The organism is Secundilactobacillus yichangensis, assembly GCF_016861565.1.
GTDB lineage: Bacteria > Bacillota > Bacilli > Lactobacillales > Lactobacillaceae > Secundilactobacillus > Secundilactobacillus yichangensis.
Genome location: NZ_BOLK01000003.1, coordinates 59,095 through 79,917 on the forward strand (window position 1 = coordinate 59,095; position 20,823 = coordinate 79,917).

The 20,823-nt window shown below is 45.8% G+C and carries 21 protein-coding genes and 1 tRNA gene; 9 read left to right on the forward strand and 13 right to left on the reverse strand.

All coding sequences use genetic code 11. From position 1 onward, the window contains the following. Positions 1-11: 11 nt before the first annotated feature. From JUE95_RS03505 to recX, 5 genes are all read right to left on the reverse strand, one after another. Positions 12-848: a hypothetical protein gene (locus tag JUE95_RS03505; protein ID WP_203649232.1), complete on the reverse strand. Its 837-nt coding sequence runs from the start codon at positions 846-848 to the stop codon at positions 12-14. Positions 849-927: 79 nt separating this feature from the next. After that, on the reverse strand, positions 928-1,338 hold the full coding sequence (tagD, locus tag JUE95_RS03510; protein WP_203649234.1) for a glycerol-3-phosphate cytidylyltransferase: 411 nt from the start codon (positions 1,336-1,338) through the stop codon (positions 928-930). Positions 1,339-1,456: 118 nt separating this feature from the next. Next, a complete protein-coding gene (locus tag JUE95_RS03515) occupies positions 1,457-2,608 on the reverse strand; it encodes an AI-2E family transporter (protein ID WP_203649236.1) in 1,152 nt (383 codons plus the stop codon). Between the two features lie 102 nt (positions 2,609-2,710). Beyond that, positions 2,711-3,259 (reverse strand): nucleoside tri-diphosphate phosphatase, encoded by a 549-nt coding sequence (gene ntdP / locus JUE95_RS03520; protein ID WP_203649238.1) that lies wholly within the window; start codon positions 3,257-3,259, stop codon positions 2,711-2,713. Positions 3,260-3,352: 93 nt separating this feature from the next. Continuing rightward, the gene (gene recX, locus JUE95_RS03525) at positions 3,353-4,177 is read right to left on the reverse strand and encodes a recombination regulator RecX (protein ID WP_235995161.1); all 825 of its coding nucleotides are present in this window, start codon (positions 4,175-4,177) and stop codon (positions 3,353-3,355) included. Positions 4,178-4,247: 70 nt separating this feature from the next. Between recX and JUE95_RS03530 the strand changes: the two genes are divergently transcribed. Beyond that, positions 4,248-4,694 carry a flavodoxin gene (locus tag JUE95_RS03530; protein WP_203649240.1) on the forward strand — a complete coding sequence of 149 codons (447 nt, stop codon included), beginning with the start codon at positions 4,248-4,250 and terminating at the stop codon, positions 4,692-4,694. Here the strand turns inward: JUE95_RS03530 and JUE95_RS03535 are convergent, their stop codons facing one another. Together JUE95_RS03535 and wecB are read right to left on the reverse strand one after the other, a co-directional pair. Further along, positions 4,695-5,639, reverse strand: a complete 945-nt coding sequence (locus tag JUE95_RS03535; RefSeq protein WP_203649242.1) for a YihY/virulence factor BrkB family protein — start codon at positions 5,637-5,639, stop codon at positions 4,695-4,697. Positions 5,640-5,648: 9 nt separating this feature from the next. Then, positions 5,649-6,770 (reverse strand): non-hydrolyzing UDP-N-acetylglucosamine 2-epimerase, encoded by a 1,122-nt coding sequence (gene wecB, locus JUE95_RS03540; RefSeq protein WP_203649243.1) that lies wholly within the window; start codon positions 6,768-6,770, stop codon positions 5,649-5,651. A 222-nt stretch (positions 6,771-6,992) separates the two neighbouring features. Between wecB and JUE95_RS03545 the strand changes: the two genes are divergently transcribed. Then, positions 6,993-7,934 carry a glycosyltransferase family 2 protein gene (locus JUE95_RS03545; RefSeq protein ID WP_203649245.1) on the forward strand — a complete coding sequence of 314 codons (942 nt, stop codon included), beginning with the start codon at positions 6,993-6,995 and terminating at the stop codon, positions 7,932-7,934. Between the two features lie 15 nt (positions 7,935-7,949). Then, positions 7,950-8,354: a GtrA family protein gene (locus tag JUE95_RS03550; protein WP_203649246.1), complete on the forward strand. Its 405-nt coding sequence runs from the start codon at positions 7,950-7,952 to the stop codon at positions 8,352-8,354. Between the two features lie 56 nt (positions 8,355-8,410). On the opposite strand, the gene JUE95_RS03555 is transcribed toward JUE95_RS03550, so the two are convergent. Further along, on the reverse strand, positions 8,411-8,884 hold the full coding sequence (locus tag JUE95_RS03555) for a hypothetical protein (RefSeq protein WP_203649248.1): 474 nt from the start codon (positions 8,882-8,884) through the stop codon (positions 8,411-8,413). Between the two features lie 217 nt (positions 8,885-9,101). Between JUE95_RS03555 and JUE95_RS03560 the strand changes: the two genes are divergently transcribed. Together JUE95_RS03560 and JUE95_RS03565 are read left to right on the forward strand one after the other, a co-directional pair. Beyond that, positions 9,102-9,554, forward strand: a complete 453-nt coding sequence (locus JUE95_RS03560; protein WP_203649249.1) for a universal stress protein — start codon at positions 9,102-9,104, stop codon at positions 9,552-9,554. A 57-nt stretch (positions 9,555-9,611) separates the two neighbouring features. Further along, positions 9,612-9,684: transfer RNA gene (locus JUE95_RS03565), tRNA-Arg, on the forward strand. Positions 9,685-9,749: 65 nt separating this feature from the next. Here the strand turns inward: JUE95_RS03565 and JUE95_RS03570 are convergent. Beyond that, complete coding sequence (locus tag JUE95_RS03570; protein WP_203649250.1) at positions 9,750-11,063, reverse strand: DEAD/DEAH box helicase; 1,314 nt, start codon at positions 11,061-11,063, stop codon at positions 9,750-9,752. Positions 11,064-11,085: 22 nt separating this feature from the next. Next, on the reverse strand, positions 11,086-12,090 hold the full coding sequence (locus tag JUE95_RS03575) for a Gfo/Idh/MocA family protein (protein ID WP_203649251.1): 1,005 nt from the start codon (positions 12,088-12,090) through the stop codon (positions 11,086-11,088). 159 nt (positions 12,091-12,249) lie between these two features. Here JUE95_RS03575 and JUE95_RS03580 point away from each other — a divergent pair, with 159 nt between their 5' ends. After that, entirely contained in the window at positions 12,250-12,618 is a 369-nt protein-coding gene (locus JUE95_RS03580) for a DUF4828 domain-containing protein (RefSeq protein WP_203649252.1), read from the forward strand. Positions 12,619-12,682: 64 nt separating this feature from the next. Here the strand turns inward: JUE95_RS03580 and JUE95_RS03585 are convergent, their stop codons facing one another. Further along, entirely contained in the window at positions 12,683-13,450 is a 768-nt protein-coding gene (locus tag JUE95_RS03585; protein WP_203649253.1) for a GH25 family lysozyme, read from the reverse strand. 73 nt (positions 13,451-13,523) lie between these two features. Beyond that, the gene (locus JUE95_RS03590) at positions 13,524-14,372 is read right to left on the reverse strand and encodes a MurR/RpiR family transcriptional regulator (protein ID WP_235995162.1); all 849 of its coding nucleotides are present in this window, start codon (positions 14,370-14,372) and stop codon (positions 13,524-13,526) included. Positions 14,373-14,725: 353 nt separating this feature from the next. Here JUE95_RS03590 and gntK point away from each other — a divergent pair, with 353 nt between their 5' ends. The 3 genes from gntK to JUE95_RS03605 all read left to right on the forward strand — a co-directional run bounded on the left by gntK (position 14,726) and on the right by JUE95_RS03605 (position 19,186). After that, positions 14,726-16,288 carry a gluconokinase gene (gene gntK / locus JUE95_RS03595; protein WP_203649254.1) on the forward strand — a complete coding sequence of 521 codons (1,563 nt, stop codon included), beginning with the start codon at positions 14,726-14,728 and terminating at the stop codon, positions 16,286-16,288. 110 nt (positions 16,289-16,398) lie between these two features. Beyond that, the gene (locus JUE95_RS03600) at positions 16,399-17,757 is read left to right on the forward strand and encodes a gluconate:H+ symporter (protein ID WP_203649255.1); all 1,359 of its coding nucleotides are present in this window, start codon (positions 16,399-16,401) and stop codon (positions 17,755-17,757) included. 106 nt (positions 17,758-17,863) lie between these two features. Beyond that, positions 17,864-19,186 (forward strand): APC family permease, encoded by a 1,323-nt coding sequence (locus JUE95_RS03605; RefSeq protein ID WP_203649256.1) that lies wholly within the window; start codon positions 17,864-17,866, stop codon positions 19,184-19,186. A gap of 72 nt (positions 19,187-19,258) precedes the next feature. Here JUE95_RS03605 and JUE95_RS03610 read toward each other — a convergent pair whose 3' ends face one another. After that, positions 19,259-20,797: a gamma-glutamylcysteine synthetase gene (locus JUE95_RS03610; RefSeq protein WP_203649258.1), complete on the reverse strand. Its 1,539-nt coding sequence runs from the start codon at positions 20,795-20,797 to the stop codon at positions 19,259-19,261. Between the last annotated feature and the right edge of the window lie 26 nt (positions 20,798-20,823).

The window sequence follows — 20,823 nt, forward strand, 5'->3', positions numbered from 1 at the left end:
AACGACTCTCCTTAGTAATTAAAGATCAACTGTTGAGGTAAGTATGGTGCCAAGTTCGGATTGTCATTGAGATCGATAAATAAACCGGAATCAGCGCCAACGACCTTCTCCAGTAAGCTGGCATAGAATGAATAGACACTGTCAAACCGGTCGTAGTTTTGATAACTGACCACTTCATAGTATGACTGAACTTCTGAATCCTGATAAATCACGTGCTGTTCCTTATCCGTTTCAGAAACCAGCTCCGTGAACGCTAACTTAGAAGTCCGCCCCATCGTATAAACAAAACTAACGGGCTGAGTATGCCGAATGAACCGGGTTGCTAACTGACCTTTTTGGTTCAGCAGTAACGCCTGTGCTAATTCACCGTCGTGATAACTCATAATTCCAAACTGCTCACCAGCTTCGTAAACGGCTGATTGAACCGGCTGATGGTCATTAAACCGGGTCTTTGACAGTGGGTTTTGGTTAACATCTTCACGGGTTTCCGCCACGATCTCGCCATCTTTAATGTAGCGTACCGTTGTCTGCTTACTTGCGTCAGCAGCGTCAAACCGGTGTGACGGCAGCGTTTCAAAATCGGTGTTGAACTGTTCTTCAGCAGCCACCTCAATTCCCGGTTCGTCAGCCATTAAATCAACCAGTGAAACGATGTTGAGCTGATCTAGCACACTTCTTTGAAAGAGTGCTGCAATTAGACGGCGGGCGCCCTCATAATCATCAAACTTGATCATCGCAAGGATGATGGTCACCTGAACCTGATCATTCATCAGCGATTTTACCTTTTGTTTAAAGGTCAGCTTTCTTAATCCAGCCAAAGATGTGACCCAAAAAATTGCTTGTTTCATGACAACATTAACCTCACTTTAAATTGCAATAAAATATCCCTAGTCGCAACTGGGGATATTTGTCGTTACATTCAACTGATTATTCTTTCCAGTCAACTCCGGCTTTTAGACCTAGATCTTCCTTGATCTTAGTGGTTGAAATGCCTTCTGTCCGGGGTAGGTAGATAACTTGGCAGTAATCCTTCAAGAAGTCAAACTTACCCTTCCAGTCGTCACCCATCACAAAGATATCGATGTTGTTTTCCTGAACATCTTTAATCTTTTGATCCCAGTTCTTTTCAGGGATAACTTCATCAACGTAACGGATAGCTTCCAGAATATATTTACGGTCTTCATAGGACGTATATGCTTTCTTACCCTTAACCGCGTTAAATTCATCTGATGACAAACAAACGGTCAGATGATCACCAAGAGCTGCTGCTCGCTTTAAGAGTCGTACATGTCCCTTGTGCAATAAATCAAAGGTTCCATACGTAATTACTTTTTTCATTTAAATCTCCCGCTTAACTATGAATTTAAATCGGATTTCCTAACTCGACTATAATATCATAAATTCTAACACAAACAAACTGCCCATCAAGTAATTATCGCCTGATTTAAGTAATCATTTAAGTTTCTGACGGCGGGTGGGTCTTACTTTCACCCCGCTGTTCACTTTGCAGCTGCCAGATGTGGTAAATGTTTTCAACGATGACTTTAACCACCGCGTACAGCGGCACCCCTAAAATCATGCCCATGAGCCCGGCAATGTTGCCAGCTACCATCAAAATCACGATGATCGTCAGCGGGTGAATTTTCAGCGTCCGGCCGATCACATTGGGGTAGACAAAGTTGCCGTCGATTTGCTGAACGATCACGGTGACGATAAGAACCGAAATCACTTCAACTAAACCGCTGCCAATGGCAACGATTACTGCCGGCAGAACCCCGATGTACGGTCCAACGTAGGGAATAATGTTGCACATTCCCGCAAAGATTCCCAGCAGTAAACCGTACTTCAATCCTACCAAGGTGAAGCCAATCGAAGTAAAGGTCATAACGAAGAGGCACTCAATCACTTGCCCGCCAATGTAGCTTGACAGTGTCCGACTCATTTGTGACAGGATATCCATGGTCTGACCAGCGTGTTTAGGTGGTAACAGCCGTTGCAGTGCCGGCATCAGCTTTTGCCCATCCTTCAACATGTAAAATAACATTACCGGAACGGTTACTGCAACGATCGTCACGCTGGTTGCCATGCCAATCACGGTACCCACGCTATTCGTTAAACCAGTCATAAAGGTCTTGGCGTAATTAGAAAGCCCGTGTTCTAACTGCGAGGCATAGGACTGAAAATCGACGTTTTTCAACCATTCATAATGACTGAGATGCTGGTTTAAATTATTCAGCATGCCCTGAACCATCCGCACAATATGGGGTACGTTGTTTACCAGGGTGGCCACCTGCTGAATCAGTCTTGGTACCAGCCAGAACAATCCGCCAGCCAATATCCCAAACAGGGCTAGAAATAAAACCGCCACCGACCAAGTCCGGTTTAAACGGAAACGGCCAATTTTAACTTTTTGCAGCAGCTTAACGATTGGATTCAGCATATAGTACAAGATTCCAGCCAATAAGATCGGCATGAACACCGTCCGAAAGAACGTGCCAATGGGAGCAAAGAGGAAGCCCAACTTGGTGCAGACCCAAATCAGAGTAGCTACGACCAAAATTTCCAGCGACCAGAAAAGTAATTTTGACCGCTGCAATTGATTGAACATATCATTGCCCCCTTTCTTCCATCTTAATTGTCACTATTCTATCACACACAAAAAGCGAGGTCAGCTCGTTTTGCCAACCTCGCTTTTATTTAAGCGACCCCATTACTTGTGACGGGAAAGTTCGAGATAGCGTGAGTACCATAGATCGACGTATTCCTTCGAAAACGGACCCTTGCGATTATTGATCCAGTCGACCAAAATCAGAACGTTCGCTTTCAAAATCTTGTCAATTTCAGGCGGATACTGCCAACGGCGACTAAACATCTCGTACTCGTCAATATCCAGCAACCGTTTTTCACCATCAGGAAAAACCTTGACGTCCAAATCATAATCTATATACTTTAATGCCTCTTTATCTAAGACATAGGGTGTTGCAAGATTACAATAATAAGAAACCCCATTATCCCGAATCATTGCAACAACATTAAACCAATAGTGTTTATGAAAATAAACAATCGCCGGTTCACGAGTAACCCATCGCCGCCCGTCGTCTTCAATCACCAGTGTGTGGTCATTGCAGCCGATGAGGGCATTTTCGCTTGTTTTAAGTACCATCGTATCGCGCCAAGTTCGATGCAAACTGCCGTCGTGCTTATAGCTTTTGATCGTAATGAAGTCGCCTTCCTTAGGTCCTCTAGCTTCGCGCGCCATATTAAACCCTACTTTCCAAAGTGTCGGGTATGATTAATTAAATTCGCCTTTCATTATAGCAAACCCAATTCACCAACACAATGACTAAACTCGCTAGGACTCCTCTTCTGCCTTCTGTTCCAGCCACTTTGAAATTAAATCGCCATCGAACCCTTTTCGATAGAGGGCCTGGCGAATTTTTAACTGCCGCTCCCGCGGTGCTTTGGTATGGTAACGGCGCCAAAGCTTTTCAGCTTGTGTTGCCAGCAAGTCCTGTTCGGTTTCACTATCCATTTCAAAACTGGTTTCCGCCAGTGCCTGCCCCACTAAATCAAAGGAAAAGCCCTTTTCAACCAGTCGTTGCTGAACCTTTTGCCGCTGAATTTTCGGTGTCAGCTTCTGATATTGCCGCTTTAGCTTTGCAACGAGTTCACTTAACCGCTCCAATTGTTCATCCGGCTGATAATCTTCTGCTAACGCGCTGTCAATCAGTTCATCTTTCACACCGCGCTGTTTTAGCTGACGGCGAATCACGGTGGGTCCCTTATCGCTAGTCCGCTTCATGGTTCGCACGTAACTATGTGCATAGTGGCTATCATCGAGTAAATTATCTTCGATCAGCCGAGCCATTACGGGCGCAATCGTAGTTTCTGGGATTTCCTTTTTTACTAAATAATCACTGAGTTCCTTTTCGGTTCGCTGCTGGTAGGACAGGTAGTTCAGCGCTAATTCGTATGCTTTAGACTGATCATCCGCGGACTCCAGCGTTTTGATCATGTCCGAAGTCAGTTCAGTCCCTTTCAGCAGCCGATAACGAATCAAAACATCTTCACTGACGGGAAAGGCGTAGTGACCATTCACGTACACGTTATAACGGCCCGCCCGTTTTTGAGCTTCAATTTTGGTAATTTGCAATTTAGTTGTCGAATCTTCTGCCAAGTCATTTCACACTCCCTTACGACTTTGATATACTGAAGACAATTCATACTTAAGAATAGGGGCGACTTTCATGGCAACTGCACACGTTGTGTTTGCAACCATCACCGGTAATAACGAAGATATTGCCGATATTATTACTGAAAAATTAGAACAATTAGGCGTCAACGTCACGGAATCAGAAATTTCTCAAACTGACGCGGACTCCTTTGAAGACGTCGATATTTGCGTGGTTTGCCCGTACACTTACGACGAAGGCGAACTGCCTGAAGAAGGCATGGACTTCTACGATGACCTGGAAGACGTTGATCTATCCGGTAAAGTTTACGGTGTTGCCGGATCTGGCGATACCTTCTACGGCGATGATTTCTGTGTCGCGGTAGACGCCTATGGCAAGAAGCTCCAAGCCGCTGGTGCAACACAGGGTGCTGACAATGTCAAAATCAACTTGGAACCCGAAGAAAAGGACATTGAAACGCTGGACGCCTTTGCCGAAAAGTTAGTCGATAAAGCTAAATAGTTATTTTTTCTTACCAGAAGGCCGCTTCTTTTTTCCGTTGGAAGCTGACCTTCTTTTTGTTTGCCGTTTATGGTGGGTCACCCTCGCTTGATCAACGATGTTTTGCATAATATCCAGTTCTTCGATCTCACCTTGCCGCCACTCTTGAACCGTGGCGTTAAGAACACCGCCCGCTAAGAGAATAATCCCGGAAATATTCATCCAAATCAGTAAAATAATGAACGTTCCAAGCGTTTGATAACCGGTAATGTTACGGGCAAAATAACGAATATAAATTGAAAATCCCTGGGCAAGCACTAACCAGCCAGCTGTGGTGATGAAAGCACCGATCCAGACGTAGCGTAACTTGACTTTAGCTGAAGGGACTACCATGTACAGCAGGCCACTGAGTAAAAAGATGACCAGAAACGAAATTGGCCACCTTAAGCTGCCAATAAAATCAGTCAGGTGATTTGAGATATTCAGCCATGGTTTAAGGTATCTCCCCAGCCATTCGCTTAAACTAAACAGAATGGCAATCGCTACAATTGAAATAATAACGAGAATAATCAAAATAAACGAAAAGAAACGGCTAATAATTGCGTTAGGCTGTTCGATACCATAGGCTAGGTTAATACTGCGCTGAAAGGCCGATACGGCACGTCCAGCCGACCAGATAGTGACAATGATTCCGAACGACAGAGTGCCGGTACTCCCCTGCTCCAGAAAGGAACGAATAATCGGCGCCAGCGTTTGATAGACCGCGTCCGGCAAAACCGGCTCAATATATCTCAGCACACCGTTCGTATCAAAGTGTAAAAACGAAATCAAGTTCCCGGCAATCAGCATGATTGGGAAAATGGAAAGCAGCATATAGTACGACAGTACCGCCGCCGAATCATTGATATTGGCTTGGGAAAAGCGATGAATAAGCTGCTTAACGAATTCTTTAAATCCTGTTTGCATGATTTAACCTCACAGTTGCTGCTGGTGGTCTTGAATCGCTTTTAAAATGCGTTCTGAAGCGTGACCATCACCGTATGGATTTTTGGCATCAGCCATTCGGCGGTATGCCCGTTCATCCGTCAGCAGCGTTTCCATGGCCGCCGTAACCACCTTCGGATCCGTGCCAACTAGTTTTAACGTCCCAGCCTTAACGCCTTCTGGCCGTTCGGTTTCATCCCTTAATACCAGTACGGGCTTACCCAGCGAAGGTGCTTCTTCTTGAACCCCGCCGGAATCAGTCATGATCAGATAGCTGCGGGCAGCTAAATTATGGAAGTCCACCACGTCCAGCGGTTCAATTAAGTGGATCCGGTCCACGTCACCCAGTTCAGCCTGAGCAACCTTTTGCACGGCTGGACTCAGGTGCACCGGATAAACCAGTTCAACGTCAGGGTACGCGGCGACTACTTTGCGAATGGCATCAAACACCCGTTTCATGGGCTCGCCTTGGTTCTCACGGCGGTGCATGGTCAGTAAAATAATTCGGTGCTGATCATCGATTTGATCCAAAACAGCGTGGTGATAGTTTTCATCCACCGTTTGCTGAAGGGCGTCGATGGCGGTATTCCCAGTGATAAAAATCCGGTCGTCAGGATGGTTCTGCTTGAGCAGATTTTCCCGGCTCAGAGACGTTGGCGCAAAGTAGTAATCACTTAAGATATCGGTGAGCTGACGGTTCATTTCTTCTGGGTATGGCGAATACTTATCCCAGGTCCGTAGCCCGGCTTCCACGTGTCCCAGTGGAATTTGGTGGTAAAAGGCACTGACACTGGCCGCGAAAGTCGTGGTGGTGTCGCCGTGAACCAGGATAATATCAGGCTGGGCTTCATCGATCACGCTATCCAAGTGAATCAATACCCGACTGGTGATCTGTGCCAATGTCTGGTTTGGTTTCATAATATTCAGGTCATAATCCGGTTTAATTTTAAAAATGTCTAAAACTTGGTCTAACATCTCCCGGTGTTGGGCCGTCACAACTGTAATAGGTGTAAAATGATCTGTATCGCGTTGCATTCTTAATACGATCGGTGCCATTTTAATGGCTTCTGGCCGGGTACCGAACACTGTCATTACTTTAATTGGTTTAGTCATTTTAAATACTCCCAGGTTATGAATTGTCATTTCTGTATGATTAATCTGATATTGAATCAACGCCTATAATTGTACCAGAACCCTTGTTCAGGAGATACAATTCTGATTAATTTTTCACTTTTGAAACAAACCGTTTACAAAACTTAATCAATTTTAACTTTGTTCTTAATTCTATTTGTCCTATTATAGGACTTAAGCCTAAGAAGGGAAGGTTATCTATTTATGCGTACCCTCAGCCTGATCGTACCTTGTTACAACGAGGAAGAATCGATCAATATTTTTTATGATGCTGTAGCAAAAGTGTTTGCTTCAATTAACGAAAAAACTGAACGTTATCAGCCGGAATACCTGTTCGTTAACGACGGCTCTAGCGATAAAACATTGCCAATCTTAAAGGATCTGCAAAAAAAACACCCCGAAACCGTTCACTACCTCTCGTTTTCCCGTAACTTCGGCAAAGAATCCGCGCTTGCCTGCGGACTAGACGCCTCCACTGGTGATTTAGTTGCCGTCATGGACGTTGATTTACAAGATCCACCGGAATTATTACCGAAAATGATTGATTTAATTGAAAATGACGGCTATGACTGCGTTGGCACTATTCAAAAGCAACGCCGCGGTCAAGGCCGGATTCGCGCTTTCCTGTCAGCCCGTTTCTATAACGTGATTGACGCCGTATCACAAGTTCGGATCGAACCTAACGCCCGTGATTACCGTTTAATGACCCGCAAAATGGTCGATACAATCACCTCTTTGCCTGAATATAACCGTTTTTCAAAGGGCATCTTTGCTTGGGTTGGCTACAAAACCACCTACCTTAAGTACGAAAGTCAGCCCCGGGCGGCCGGTAAATCGCACTGGTCATTCATGCAGCTGGTCAACTATGCCATTGATGGTATCGTGGACTTTTCAGACGCACCATTGAAAATTGCCACTTGGATCGGTGGGCTTTCTTGTGTGGTTGCAATCTGCGGCTTTATTTTTGTCATCGTCCGCGCTTTAACGGTGGGCCATGCAGTTGCCGGCTGGGCTTCAATCGTTTCAATTATCCTCTTCCTGGGCGGTATTCAGCTGTTCAGCCTCGGTATTTTAGGTGAGTACATTGGAAAGATTTATCTGGAAACCAAGCACCGGCCAAAATACATTGTCCAAGAAAAAAAGTAGAGCAAGGAATCTAATATGCATACCCTATGGAACTTATTTAAAAAATATGAGTCAGTCATTAGCTACCTGTTTTTTGGTGGTTTAACCACCCTGATCAACATCGGTGTGTTCGGCTGGCTAAACCTCCACATGAATTACCAAATCGCCAACGTACTGGCGTGGTTAGCTTCCGTGATTTTTGCTTTTATTACCAATAAGCTTTGGGTCTTCAACTCCAAGTCGATGGCTTGGCGGACCTTTTTGTGGGAAACGCTGACCTTCTTTTTCTTCCGGCTGCTGTCATTAGTAGTCGACCAACTGATCATGTTTGTGGGAATCTCACTACTTTCTGGCAATCCGCTGATCGTCAAAATCATTGATAACGTCATTGTGGTGATCCTGAATTACTTCTTCTCCAAGTGGATCATCTTCAAAAAATAAAATAACCTGAGCAACCAGCTTCTTGACTGGTTGCTCAGGTTATTTTAATAGCCGCGTTAATGACTATGCTGCAGATCTTGCAGGAACGCTGCAATTAAGCTCAACTGTTCCGGCGTATACCGGTCGACTAGTTCTCGATGCTGCTTATCCAGCAGTTCGCTCAGCTGATTTTGAACGGCGACCACTTTAGTCCCAACTTTAGTCGGCTGGTAAACCGCTTTGCGCTGTTCTGGTGAGGCTTTAACGACAAAGCCCAAACGCGAGAGCTTATTCATGTTCTTGGCAATCACCCCAAAGCTGAGGTCCATTGCTTCCACTAATTGATCCTCGGATACCGGCGCTAAAGCAACGACTTGCTGCAGTAACTTTAAGCTTAACGTTGATAACTGTGAAATGGCATACTGCAAATCCCGGTTAGGAATGTGTAACTGCAGCCATTGCCGTTCAAAATTATTATCCTGCGCCCGGGTATTCATGATATCAATCAGTGAATTTTCGATGTGGTGTTTATAAAAGTCTAATTTATCCAAAGTTGATCCCTCATTTTCTGTCACTAAAACTATATCATAACTAACCGGACTGAGAAAGCCGTTTGGCCGTGCTGTTGGTGTTTAATTTGATGTGAAATCAATTCAAAGAAGCTTTCATAACCAAATGCACAAAGGACTTGAAACCACTTTCAAAATGTTTCACAATGGACTTAAGCTAATCATACTTAGTAATAAAATTCAGAAGAGAGTTGATAATATGTACAATCATATTGTTGTTCCGCTTGATGGCAGTCATAATTCTAAGTTAGCACTTTCTGAAGCGCTAAAGCTGGTTAAGCAGTTTAATGCTGAACTGACCATCGTTAACGTCGCTGACGATAAACGGCTGATCTACACGGTTACCGGAACTGGTATCGCTAATACTGGCGGTTATTACAAAGAATTAAACGACCGCGCAACGGCGATTTTAGCTGAAGGCCAAAAGATGGCTGATGACGCTGGTGTGACCGCTAAAACGGAAATTCTTCATGGCAGTCCGAAGCAGGTGATCGCCGTTGAATATCCTGAAAGCCACGACGTTGATCTAATTGTCATGGGTAAATCAGGTACTGACGCTATCGACCGGCTATTGGTGGGTTCTACTACCGCTGCCGTCGTCCGTAACGCTCTGACAAACGTGCTAGTTATTGCTGAACCAACTAATGGTTAAACTGAACTATCCTTTACAACGTGCTTAATCCATGAGAAAATGTTCAGTGTGCTTTTTGGCCCCATAGCACAACTGGATAGGGCACCCGCCTCCTAAGCGGCTGATCCCGGTTCGAGTCCGGGTGGGGTCATGCGACAACTAAAATAACCTGATCTGCAGTGAAAATTGACTGCAGATCAGGTTATTTTTTACGCTTTAATCGGCCTGTTCTTCGCGCTTATGACGCATCCCTTTACGCTTAGAATGCTTGTTGTGCCCCTTCTTTTTCTTCATTGGTTGCGGCAGAGACGCCTTAACCCTTGGTTTCCGGCTTGCTGGCTGCATCGCCGTAGGATCCGTGCGCACTTCGCCGGCAACTTTAGCCTCAGGTGCATCCGTCTGATCCGCATCAAATGATTGCTGAACAGGGCGCTTGGTACTTAACTGGTGATCCTGATAGTAAACGGACACCAGGTCATAGTTAGTATCCTTCAGCATCCGCTTTAAGTCCCGAAGATCGTGGTCGTCACCAAAGTTGACCACTTGTCCCGGCTCACCCATTCGGCCAGTTCGGCCAACCCGGTGGGTGTAGCTGATGGCGCTATCTGGTAAATCGAAGTTAACCACTGCTGGCAGCTTAGCGATATCCAGACCACGAGCAGCGACATCGGTGGATAACAGCAATTTAACTCGACCTAACCGAAAGTCAGTCAAGGCTTTTTGCCGTTCCGTCTGACGCTGATTAGCCGATAACGTTGCCACCGGCACGTGGTGATGCATGAGCCAGCTCTTAGTTTGCTGTAAAGCACCCACGTGATTAAAGAATACCAGCGCCTTAAACTGCTTAACGGAAGTTAATTTTCCCAGCATACCAGCTTTTTTCAGGTTTGAAACCTCTAGCATGCCGTGACGGACTTCACCCTGAGTATGGTCAATATTGCGAACATCCACTCGGGTTACCGGTGTCCCAAACCACTTTTGCAATTCTTCTAGAATTGGTGTTTCGGTTGCTGAGAAGAAGCCCATTTGAACTTCGGACGGCACGTTTTGCAAAATTGTCCGAACGGCATCAAAGGTTTCACCCTCCAGCAAATCATCCGCTTCATCCACGATCACCGTTTGAACATCATGGGTTTTAAGTTTCCGGTCTTCAATCAAATTCAGGATTCGACCCGGTGTCCCAATCACAATTTCGGGGTGCTTTTTGAGCTGTTCCAGCTGCCGCTTAACGTTAGCACCACCTGTAATTGAAGTTACTTGCATGCCCACTAAAGTCGCAAAGCTGCGGGTGACGTGGGTTAACTGCATGGCTAGTTCCTGTGACGGCGCAATGATAACTGCCTGAATTCCCTGGCCTGGAGCCAAACGTTCAAGCACTGGCACAACAAATCCCAGCGTTTTCCCAGAACCGGTTGGTGCTAGTCCCAGCACGCTGTCGCCATTCTTCAATGGCTCATAAACTGCTGACTGAATCGGTGATAATTCATCAAAGCCTAACTTTTCAAATTGATTTTTAAATTGTGGAATCATAATGGGATCCCCTCATTTCTCGTTAGTTGTCACGTTCATCGTAAAAAACAATCTTACCAGACTGACGTAGGTTAAACAGCATTTTGTTGACCTGGACACTCAGATTCAGCCACCGCAGATAATCGGTTTGATACTGGATGTTCCCAGGTTCGTTAAGCACTCGAGCAAAGTCACGCACTTCGGGCAGCATCACGTTTTCAGTAACGGGTTCGCTGATTTGCGTTTTCTTGCCAGTTGAATCAAAGTAGTTCACTTCACCAAGTTCACCCGCATCATCGATCTCAATGGTATCCTTCAAACCATATATTTCAGACGACATATACGAATTAGTCGTTTTACCGAAGTTCAAAGTGACGTTAAATTCACCATACTGCAAGATAGCGACCCCTTTGCCATCGACACCGGTCTGAATAAACTCTGGGAAGTAGTTGAACTCATTCGGCATCCCAAACAGTGCAATAGCATCATAGAGCGGGTAAACGCCGAGATCTTGCAGTGCCCCGCCAGCAAACTTCAGTGAAAAGACATTGGGTTCCTTACCCTCAAGAACTTGATCATACCGCGAACTGTACTTCATATAAGTAAAGTTCGCGCCCTGAACCACTGGCATCTTCTTTAGCTGCGCTTCAATGGCGTGAAAGTTCGGCGTGTGAATGTTGCGAGCAGCTTCGAAATAGTGCAGTTCCGGGTGCTGCTTGAGTAATTCTTGAATTCGCTCCATCTGTGCCTGATTTTCAAAAGCCGGCTTCTCAACAATAATGTTTTTTCCAGCCTCAATAGCCTGTTGTGCCTGTTCGAAATGTAAACTGTTGGGTGATGCAATATAGACCGTGTCGAACTGACCTTTTTCAAAGAATTGGTCCAGGTCAGTATAGGTTGCCGCACCGCCGTTTTTCTGACTAAATTGGTTTGCAGTATCCTGGTGTCTTGAATAGACTCCGGTTAACTGGTACAATCCAGAAGTTTGAGCAGCCTCCACGAATTGCTGAGTAATCCAGTTAGTACCGATGATGCCAAAGTTTATCATTAAAAACGCCCCTCTTTCTGCTTTTAACTCCATGATAGCAGTTCCGAACTCAAATGATAATTAGAACTCTGTTTTATTTTTAAAATTAAGTTAAAGAACAAGGAATTAACTTATAGACATGTTAAAATTAGTTCAGAATAAGAGTGAGGAGGCCATATGATGAACGCAAAAGACTTTATCCAGTCAAGTCGAGCAAAATTGCAAAATTTTATGCGGTCTTCTCAACGGTTATCTAAGCACGCCGCTGATAACCCTGATTGTTCGCCGATGATTTTTATTGGTTCGTGGAAACTGCGGCATTCAGAAACCGCCAGAACTCATTCGCTGGTCATCGGGCCCGATTTGACAATCAGTATCGATCACCGCACGATTCCCTGTAAAGTTGTTTCATTGAGTGAAGACACGCTGGTCTTATTAGATCATTATGGCTATCACATCACGATTACAGCGGATAACAATACGCCAGTTAAAATGTTTGATGAAGCTGACGACGTCATTTACTATATCGTTTCCAACACGAATAAGTAACTAAAAACAGCTCTGTTAACCGTCCGATATGGACGAGGTAGCAAAGCTGTTTTTTATATCGTTATTAATTAGTGATCCACGTATTCCACCGGTGCTGTGAACCGTTAAACACGGCAGCTCCCACCGTTTGAGACTGACCGTTCAACTTAACCGTTGCGTTTTGATTGTATTCAATAAAGGCGGTCTGCTTACTCTGACGGCTCAGGCTGCCGGTTTGCAGCCAGTTGTTATACCGCCCAAGCGAAGAATCTGCCAGGGCCCGCCAAACCGTTGGCGTACACCAGATAATAATTCGTTTATTATAGCGTTGCTGCACCAGGGAAATAAACTGCTGCAGTTTTTGCCGCGGTTTTGCCCCCTCTAAATACCTGGCATCATAGTTGCCATAGGTAGTGACTTGAACAGCGACTGGCAACTGACCCTTGCGCTGGTCAACTTCCTGCTCAAAGTTTTTTAGCTGATCCACCGGTGAAGTCGTGTAACTATAGACGTGATAAACCCCAATCTCCAGGTTGCTCCCCTGTGAACGATCATAGTTGCTTTGAAATTGGTCATCCGTGTAAGTGGCTCCAGAAGTCGCACGCAGATAGGCAAATTGATACCCTTGATGCGCTAGCTGCTGAAAATCTACGAAACCGTTTGCTTGATTCAGCGTGACCCCCTTCACCGGGTACTGGCGTAGCTGCTGGTCGCGATAGTGCTGATAGCCAAACCAGCCGCCAATGATCACAATCAATATCAGCAAAATTGAAAAGAAGCGTAATCGTCGGGAACGGTTACGCAACTGTTTGTACGTATTTGTATAAATGGGTTCAATCCGTCGTCGTTTCACACCTGCTCATCCCTTGTCCCTTTATGGTACTCATTTTACCATGCTTTGCGAAAGTCGCGGAGTTAAGAAGTAGTTAAGTCCGGGTTTGATCAATAGCTTCCTTGACCCGGCTCATAACGGTTTCCGTCTTGTTGGACAGCTTTACGGCAACAATGGTGAATAAACTGTCGATCATCGCCAGTTGAGCAATCAGGGTATACATCGAATCTGAAGCAGTGGACATCTGATCAGCTAAGGACAGCAGCACCATGTCCGCCCGCTGCGCCAGCGAGGAACGGCCATAACTGGTAATGGCGATCACGGGCACGTGGTTATTATGAAGCTGCTTTAAAACAGTCAGCGTCTGCTGGTTTTCACCAGAATGGGAAATCATGATGGCACAGTCGTGCTCATCCATTTTGGCTGCCTGCATCAGCTGCACGTCAAAATCAGGATAGTATTCACTGTTAATAGAAGTTCTCAAAAATTTATGGTAGCCGTCTAACGCGGCAACTGACGACCCACCAAGTCCAAAGAAAGCCAGCTGGTGACACTTTAAAATGGTGTTAGAAATTTCTTCTAACTCGTCGTTGTGCAGCAGCGACTGCGTCGAGATCAAGGCATCGATCATTGCCTGGAAAGTTTTTTCAGCCATTTCTTTTGGGGTATCGTCCGGTTTGACCTTTTTAAACATACTGCTGCGGTTAACGTCCGCGGGAATATTTGCCAGGTCTAAGCTGAACTCCCGAAAGCTGGAATAGCCCACCGCTTTCGCAAAACGCGAAATTGACGCGGTTGAGACACTCACCTTTTCCGCCAGTTCATTAATGGTTAAGTCACTTACCATTTGTGGCTGAGCAAAAATATAATCCGCAATTTTTTGATGCAGTTTGCTTAAATTGGGATAGTAAGACCTGATGCTACTAATCGCTGATTGTGCCAAATTGACAGCCTCCTACATTGAAACTCACTCAACTAATTATACCCTACCGTTAACATAACGCCATCTATACAAGATAAGTTCTAACCCTGCATTTAATAGTATTCTGGTATATTTTACCACCCAGAATTTAAATTGGTACGGAATCTCATGAACCTTCTACCGAACATTCTAGCCATTACTCACTGATTTGTAAATAATTTTCTAGTAGACACTTGAATTGTGAAATATTTTTTCATATAATGAACGGGTTGGCTCAATTAAAAAGCTCATTTTAAATGTGAATTCTTGTAAACGGTTTAAAAGTACCTTACACTCACATTACCAGGACAAATTAGAAAGGGAGTCATAGAAAAATGGACTATATGATCGGTGTTGATATAGGAACAACCAGTGTCAAAACCGTATTGTTCGACAATGTCGGCAAAGTACAAGGCTATTCCAATAATTTGTATCCGCTTTATCAGGACGTTCCCGATATGGCAGAGGAGGATCCAGATGAGATTTTCTCCGCAATCGTTGATGGTTTAACCACTGTTTTACGTAAAGCAAACTTAAATGCGGGCGAACTGAAGGGTGTCTCCTTCTCAGCTGCCATGCACAGTCTGATCTTGCTGGACAAAGATCATAAACCAATGACCCGGGCGATCACCTGGGCCGACAACCGGGCAGTGAAGTACGCCGATGAGTTGCGTGAAAACGGTATTGGTAAGCAGATTTATGAGAAAACCGGTACCCCAATTCACCCAATGACTCCCTTTACCAAATTAATCTGGCTGCGTAATGAGCACAAGGATCTCTTCGATAAGGCCCGCTGGTTCGTTGGCATCAAAGAGTATGTGATTTACAAGCTGTTCGGTGTCTTGAAGGAAGACTATTCCATCGCTAACGCGACTGGGATGTTCAACATTTTCAAAATGGATTGGGACGATCAGGCCCTGGAACTGGCCGGCGTTTCCCGTGAACAATTACCAGAACTAGTTGATACGACCGACACGGTTTCAGGAATGAATGCTGATTACGCTAAGGTGATCGGCATCGATCCTGACACGCCATTTGTGATGGGTGCTTCTGATGGTCCACTGGCCAACTTAGGCGTTAACGCCATTGATCCTGGTGTTGTGGCGGTCACTATCGGAACTTCCGGTGCTGTCCGGGTCGTTACCGACAAACCAAAGATCGATCCTAAGGGACGGGTCTTCTGTTACTACCTGGCACCAAATAAATGGGTCGTTGGCGGACCAGTTAACAACGGTGGTATCGTCTTCCGCTGGGTCCGTGATCAGTTATTTGCTCCAGAAAAGATCACTGCCGAACAGATGAAGATCGACAGCTACGATCTATTAACTGAAATTGCTTCGAAGATTCCGGCTGGTTCTGATGGCCTGATTTTCCACCCATTTCTTGGCGGCGAACGGGCACCAATCTGGGATGCTAACGCCCGCGGTTCCTTCTTCGGCCTGACCCGTAAGCACACCCGTGCCCACATGGTTCGTGCCGCGCTGGAAGGTATCGTTTATAACCTCTACACCGTGCTGATCGCACTGGAAGAAGTTGTCGGCAAACCCGTCAGCATCCAGGCCACCGGTGGCTTTGCCCGTTCAGCACTCTGGCGTCAAATGTTAGCCGATATTTTTGAACAGGACGTTACCATTCCAGAAAGTGTTGAGGGAACCGCTTTAGGCGCTGCCGTTCTTGGCATGTACAGCCTTGGGTTAATCGATGATCTCAGCGAAGTTAAGAAGTTCGTTGGCGTCACCAACGTCCACCATCCCAACCCCGAAACCTACGAAGCTTACCGGGCACTGGTCCCAATCTATATCCGTTTAAGTCGGCATTTACAGACTGAATACAAAGCCATTGCCGATTTTCAACGCAGTCAGGATGCTAAGAAAAAAGCAGCTGATAACGATCTTTAATTAATTTTGGGTGTCATCTTTAAATTTCAAAAAGGGTTTCGTTTTTCGTCACTAGGAATTGTCTCGAGGGGGACTTTTCTTAAATCGATTTCTGAAAGGGTTTTCTAACTATGGAAATACTAGCTTTAGTTATCGGGATTCTATTCCTGTTAGTTTTGATTATTCAATTCAAAATGAACACCTTCGTATCCCTGATTTTAACCTCTGCTTTAACTGCCATTCTTCTTGGTATGCCACTTACCAAGATTGCTACCAGTATTGAAACTGGTATTGGCAGTCAATTAGGTGAATTATCACTGGTCTTTGGTTTCGGTGCCATGCTGGGTCGGTTAGTTGCCGATGCCGGTGGTGCGCACAAAATTGCCACAACTTTAATCAACAAATTTGGTAGAAAACGACTTCAATTAGCTATTATGCTTGCCTCATTCATTATTGGTATCGCTTTGTTCTTCGAAGTTGGTATGGTTCTGTTAGTTCCTATCGTATTTGCGATTGCCGTTGAAGCCGAAGTCCCAATTCTGTACCTTGGGATCCCAATGGCAGCCGCGCTGTCAGTTACCCACGGATTCTTACCGCCTCACCCAGCACCAACTGCCATTGCCGCAGCTTTGGGCGCTAGTGATGGTAAGGTGCTGCTCTTCGGTATTATCGTTGCCGTTCCCGCTGCCTACATTGCCGGCCCGCTTTTCACGAAGTTAGCCGAAAAATTTGCCCCATCTGCTTTCAAGCAAAAGGGTAATCTGAGTTCTTTAGGTGAAGTTAAGGAAATGGCACCCGAAGACGAACCAAGCTTTGGCGTATCCGTTTTGACTTCACTGTTCCCAGTGATACTGATGGCCATCACGACCATCTATAAGATGACTGTTGACGGTGGTACCACCCCAACTAAGAATCCGTCAATGCTGGATCAACTCGTTGCCTTCATTGGTGATCCCGCCATTGCCATGCTGATTTCACTGCTGTTTGCAATGTGGTCAATGGGCTGGGCTCGTAAACGGGCGACTAAGGATATCATGGAAACCGTTGAAAACGCCGTTAAATCAATTGCAATGCTGCTATTAGTTATTGGTGGTGGCGGTGCCTTCAAGCAAGTGCTGATCGACGGTGGTGTTGGTAATGAAGTTGCCAAGATCTTCACCAATTCAAGTATCAGTCCGCTGATTCTTGGTTGGTTGGTCGCCGTTGTTCTCCGGGTTGCCCTAGGTTCTGCTACCGTGGCTGCTTTGACCGCAGCTGGTATCGTGGCACCGTTGATGTCAGCTGCCGGTGTTGATCCTGCCCTGATGGTTCTAGCCATCGGTGCCGGTTCATTAGCCGCTTCACACGTTAACGATGCAGGGTTCTGGATGTTCCGAGAATACTTTGATTTGACAGTTAAGCAAACACTCTCCATTTGGACGGTGCTTGAAACGGTGATCTCAGTTGTCGGGATCTGCATGGTTATGATTCTTAACATGTTTTTCCACTAATAATTATCATGAATTTCTAATGTGAAACCCTTCCCCGGTGCGTTGTCACCGGGGTTTTTCTTTGCTATAATTGGTTGCTATTGAATCTGGAAGGACGGAAGTTATTTTGAGTGAACCAAAATTAAAACGTGAGATCGGTTTATTTACCGCCCTATCAACCGTGATGGGAACCGTTATTGGCGCAGGCGTCTTCTTCAAAGTCGCCAGTGTCGTCGAAGTGACCGGCTCTGCCAGTATGACCTTGGCTGCCTGGATTTTAGGCGGGCTGCTCACCATTTGTGCCGGCTTATCCGTTGCAGAACTAGCCGCAGCAATTCCGCGAACTGGCGGTGCAATCAAGTACATTGAATACACTTATGGCAAACTCCCCGGTTTCCTGATGGGCTGGGCACTGATTTTAGTTTACTATCCAGCTAACATTGCAGCACTGTCGATCATCTTCTCTACCCAAGTCTTAAACCTCTTTAGTCTGCCGCTGGTTTGGCATTTACCAATCGCTATTGCCTGCGGTTTAAGCATTACCCTGATTAACTTTATGGGTGCAAGAGTTGGCGGTGCTTTGCAATCAATCACGCTGGTTTTTAAACTGATTCCGATTTTTATCATTGTCGTTTTCGGACTGTTCTCAAAAGCCCACGTGGCTGTTTCACTGGTTCCAATCACTGCTGGTCCGCACCTCAACTTTTGGACCGCGTTTAGCAGTGGCCTATTAGCCACCATGTTTGCCTATGACGGCTGGATTAGCATTGGTAACGTTGCGGGTGAAATGAAACACCCCGAAAAGGACCTCCCTCGGGCCATCGTTTTGGGACTGGTCTTCATCACCATCATTTACGCAATTGTCAACTTTGTCTTCTTGAAGAGCATGCCAATCAACCACATCGCTGGCAATCTGAACACCGCTTCAGAAACGGCGGAAATGATTTTCGGCTCCATTGGTGGTAAGCTCGTGACCATCGGCATCCTAGTTTCTGTTTATGGTGCTATCAACGGCTATACCCTAACCGGAATGCGCGTCCCTTTCGCCATGGCTACCGAAGATTCACTGCCCTTCAGTAAACAGTTACGGTTGATATCCCGGAAAACCTATGTGCCTTACTTTGCTGGCTTAGTACAGCTTGGCGTTGCCATCATTATGATGTTCATGGGATCCTTTGATACCCTGACGGATATGCTGGTATTTGTCATGTGGATCTTTAACGTGCTACTGTTTATCGCCCTGTTTATCTTAAGGAAGCGGGAGCCAGAACTCTCGAGACCGTACCGAGTACCCGGTTATCCAGTGATTCCAATCATCGCAATTCTTGGTGGTTTGTTTATTCTGATCGTTACAATTTGGACGCAGACTGGCTTAGCGATTACTGGCCTAGTATTAACGGGGATCGGTATTCCCGTTTATTACTATCATCAACACAAACGGGCAAAATAAACCAAATAGTAAGTCGCAAAAAAACTGCTTCTAAGTGATGAGCTTAGAAACAGTTTTTTTACTAATCAGTGATTAAATTGCTTGATCATTGTCCGTGTCCGGTAACGGCAGATCTGGAAACATATGCTTCAAGTATTCCGTTGCGGGCTCATCGGAAACTCGGTCGGCTTCAATGACCTGCGTGATGGAGTTAAACGTCAGCATCAGCATAATGGCGCCATTCTCGTCACGAACCGCGAAGTAACGGATCCCTAGTTGAACCGCGCGGAAGATAAGTTCTTGAGCGTTAGCAGACAGCCGCGACATTCTTGGCAGCAGCTGATTCGTGCCCACCCGTTCTGCCTTCCAATCGGTCGCTCTTTGCTTAGCAAAGCTCATCAGGCTGCCATTCTTATCTAAATGACTTTCCAGTTTAGCTGATGGCGTCAATTCTGGATGGCTGACCACTTCGGCAAAGTCGTCAATCGCGTTAATTAACTCGGTATGAGCATTCAAATCCTCTGCCAGTTCATGTAGCTGATGGAAAAGCCGTTGTCCTTCAGCAGCCTTAAACGTGGCTTGTGAAGGTTCTTCTAGTGCCACCCGCTCATTATCGGCTTCTGCCTGCTTTAACTGGCCGGCAATTTGATCATCGTCCACGGGTGTCACCAGGGCGTAAATAAACAGCAGCTTCATCAAGTAAAGCGCGTGCCGGCTGATTCCGTTTGAACGGAAAGGCGTGGTGTCAATACCGCGAAATTCGAGGTAGCGAACCCCCTTAGTTGAGATATCGTTAAGGTTATCCATCCCCCGTAGACGCACCGGCCCGTAAAATTCAGCCTGGCTGTACAGCTTTTTAGTCTTAATTAAATCCGTTAAGCGATCCACAAAGTGCGGTAACGACTGGTAAATGGTTGCGTCAACACCATCATCTGGTAGATTAGCATAGCCATAATGGCTGTTGCGAATACTTCTCACCGGGTGCGTGAGGTCTTCCGGAAGTTGATCAAAGAAGCCAGCTTCTGCCACCGGTGACGCGCCAAACAGATAAGTCACCAGCCAGCGGTTCAAGACCAAGTTTTGTGCCATTCTGAAATACAGCGCGTTCCGAAAATCAGTTACCTGATCAAATTCGTCTTCATAATGCGCGTATAGCCGGTTGATCACCGGGTCCGGAATACTGTAATTCAAGTGCACCCCAGTTAGCAGTTGCGCGCTGACACCGTATTTTTTGGTGAGATAATCCCGGTAGTCGGCATAAGCAGGTCGGCCAAAATGGGCAGTAATATAGTCAATATCATCTTTACTGACCCGTGGTGGCATACTCAATGGCCAAATCTGGTCGCCCCCCTGTAATGAGCGATAGAAAACAGTCTGAAGCGTGTCCAACTGATCCAGAACGCCGCCGATATTCGGATTGGGATCCGTAATTAATTCCCCCTGGCTCTCCGCAAAATCCGTCTGTAAATAAGGATGAAACGAGCGTGAACCCAGCATTTGCGGGTGCGGTTCACGACTAAGCTGACCCTTTTTATTGACCCGATTCTCTTCAATTTCCAGCCCGACTAGGCCATGATACAGTTGCTCGCTGACGCCTTCTGCTTTAATAACGCTCAATAAATTGTCTAACATCCGAGATCCCCCGTTTGTGTGTGGTT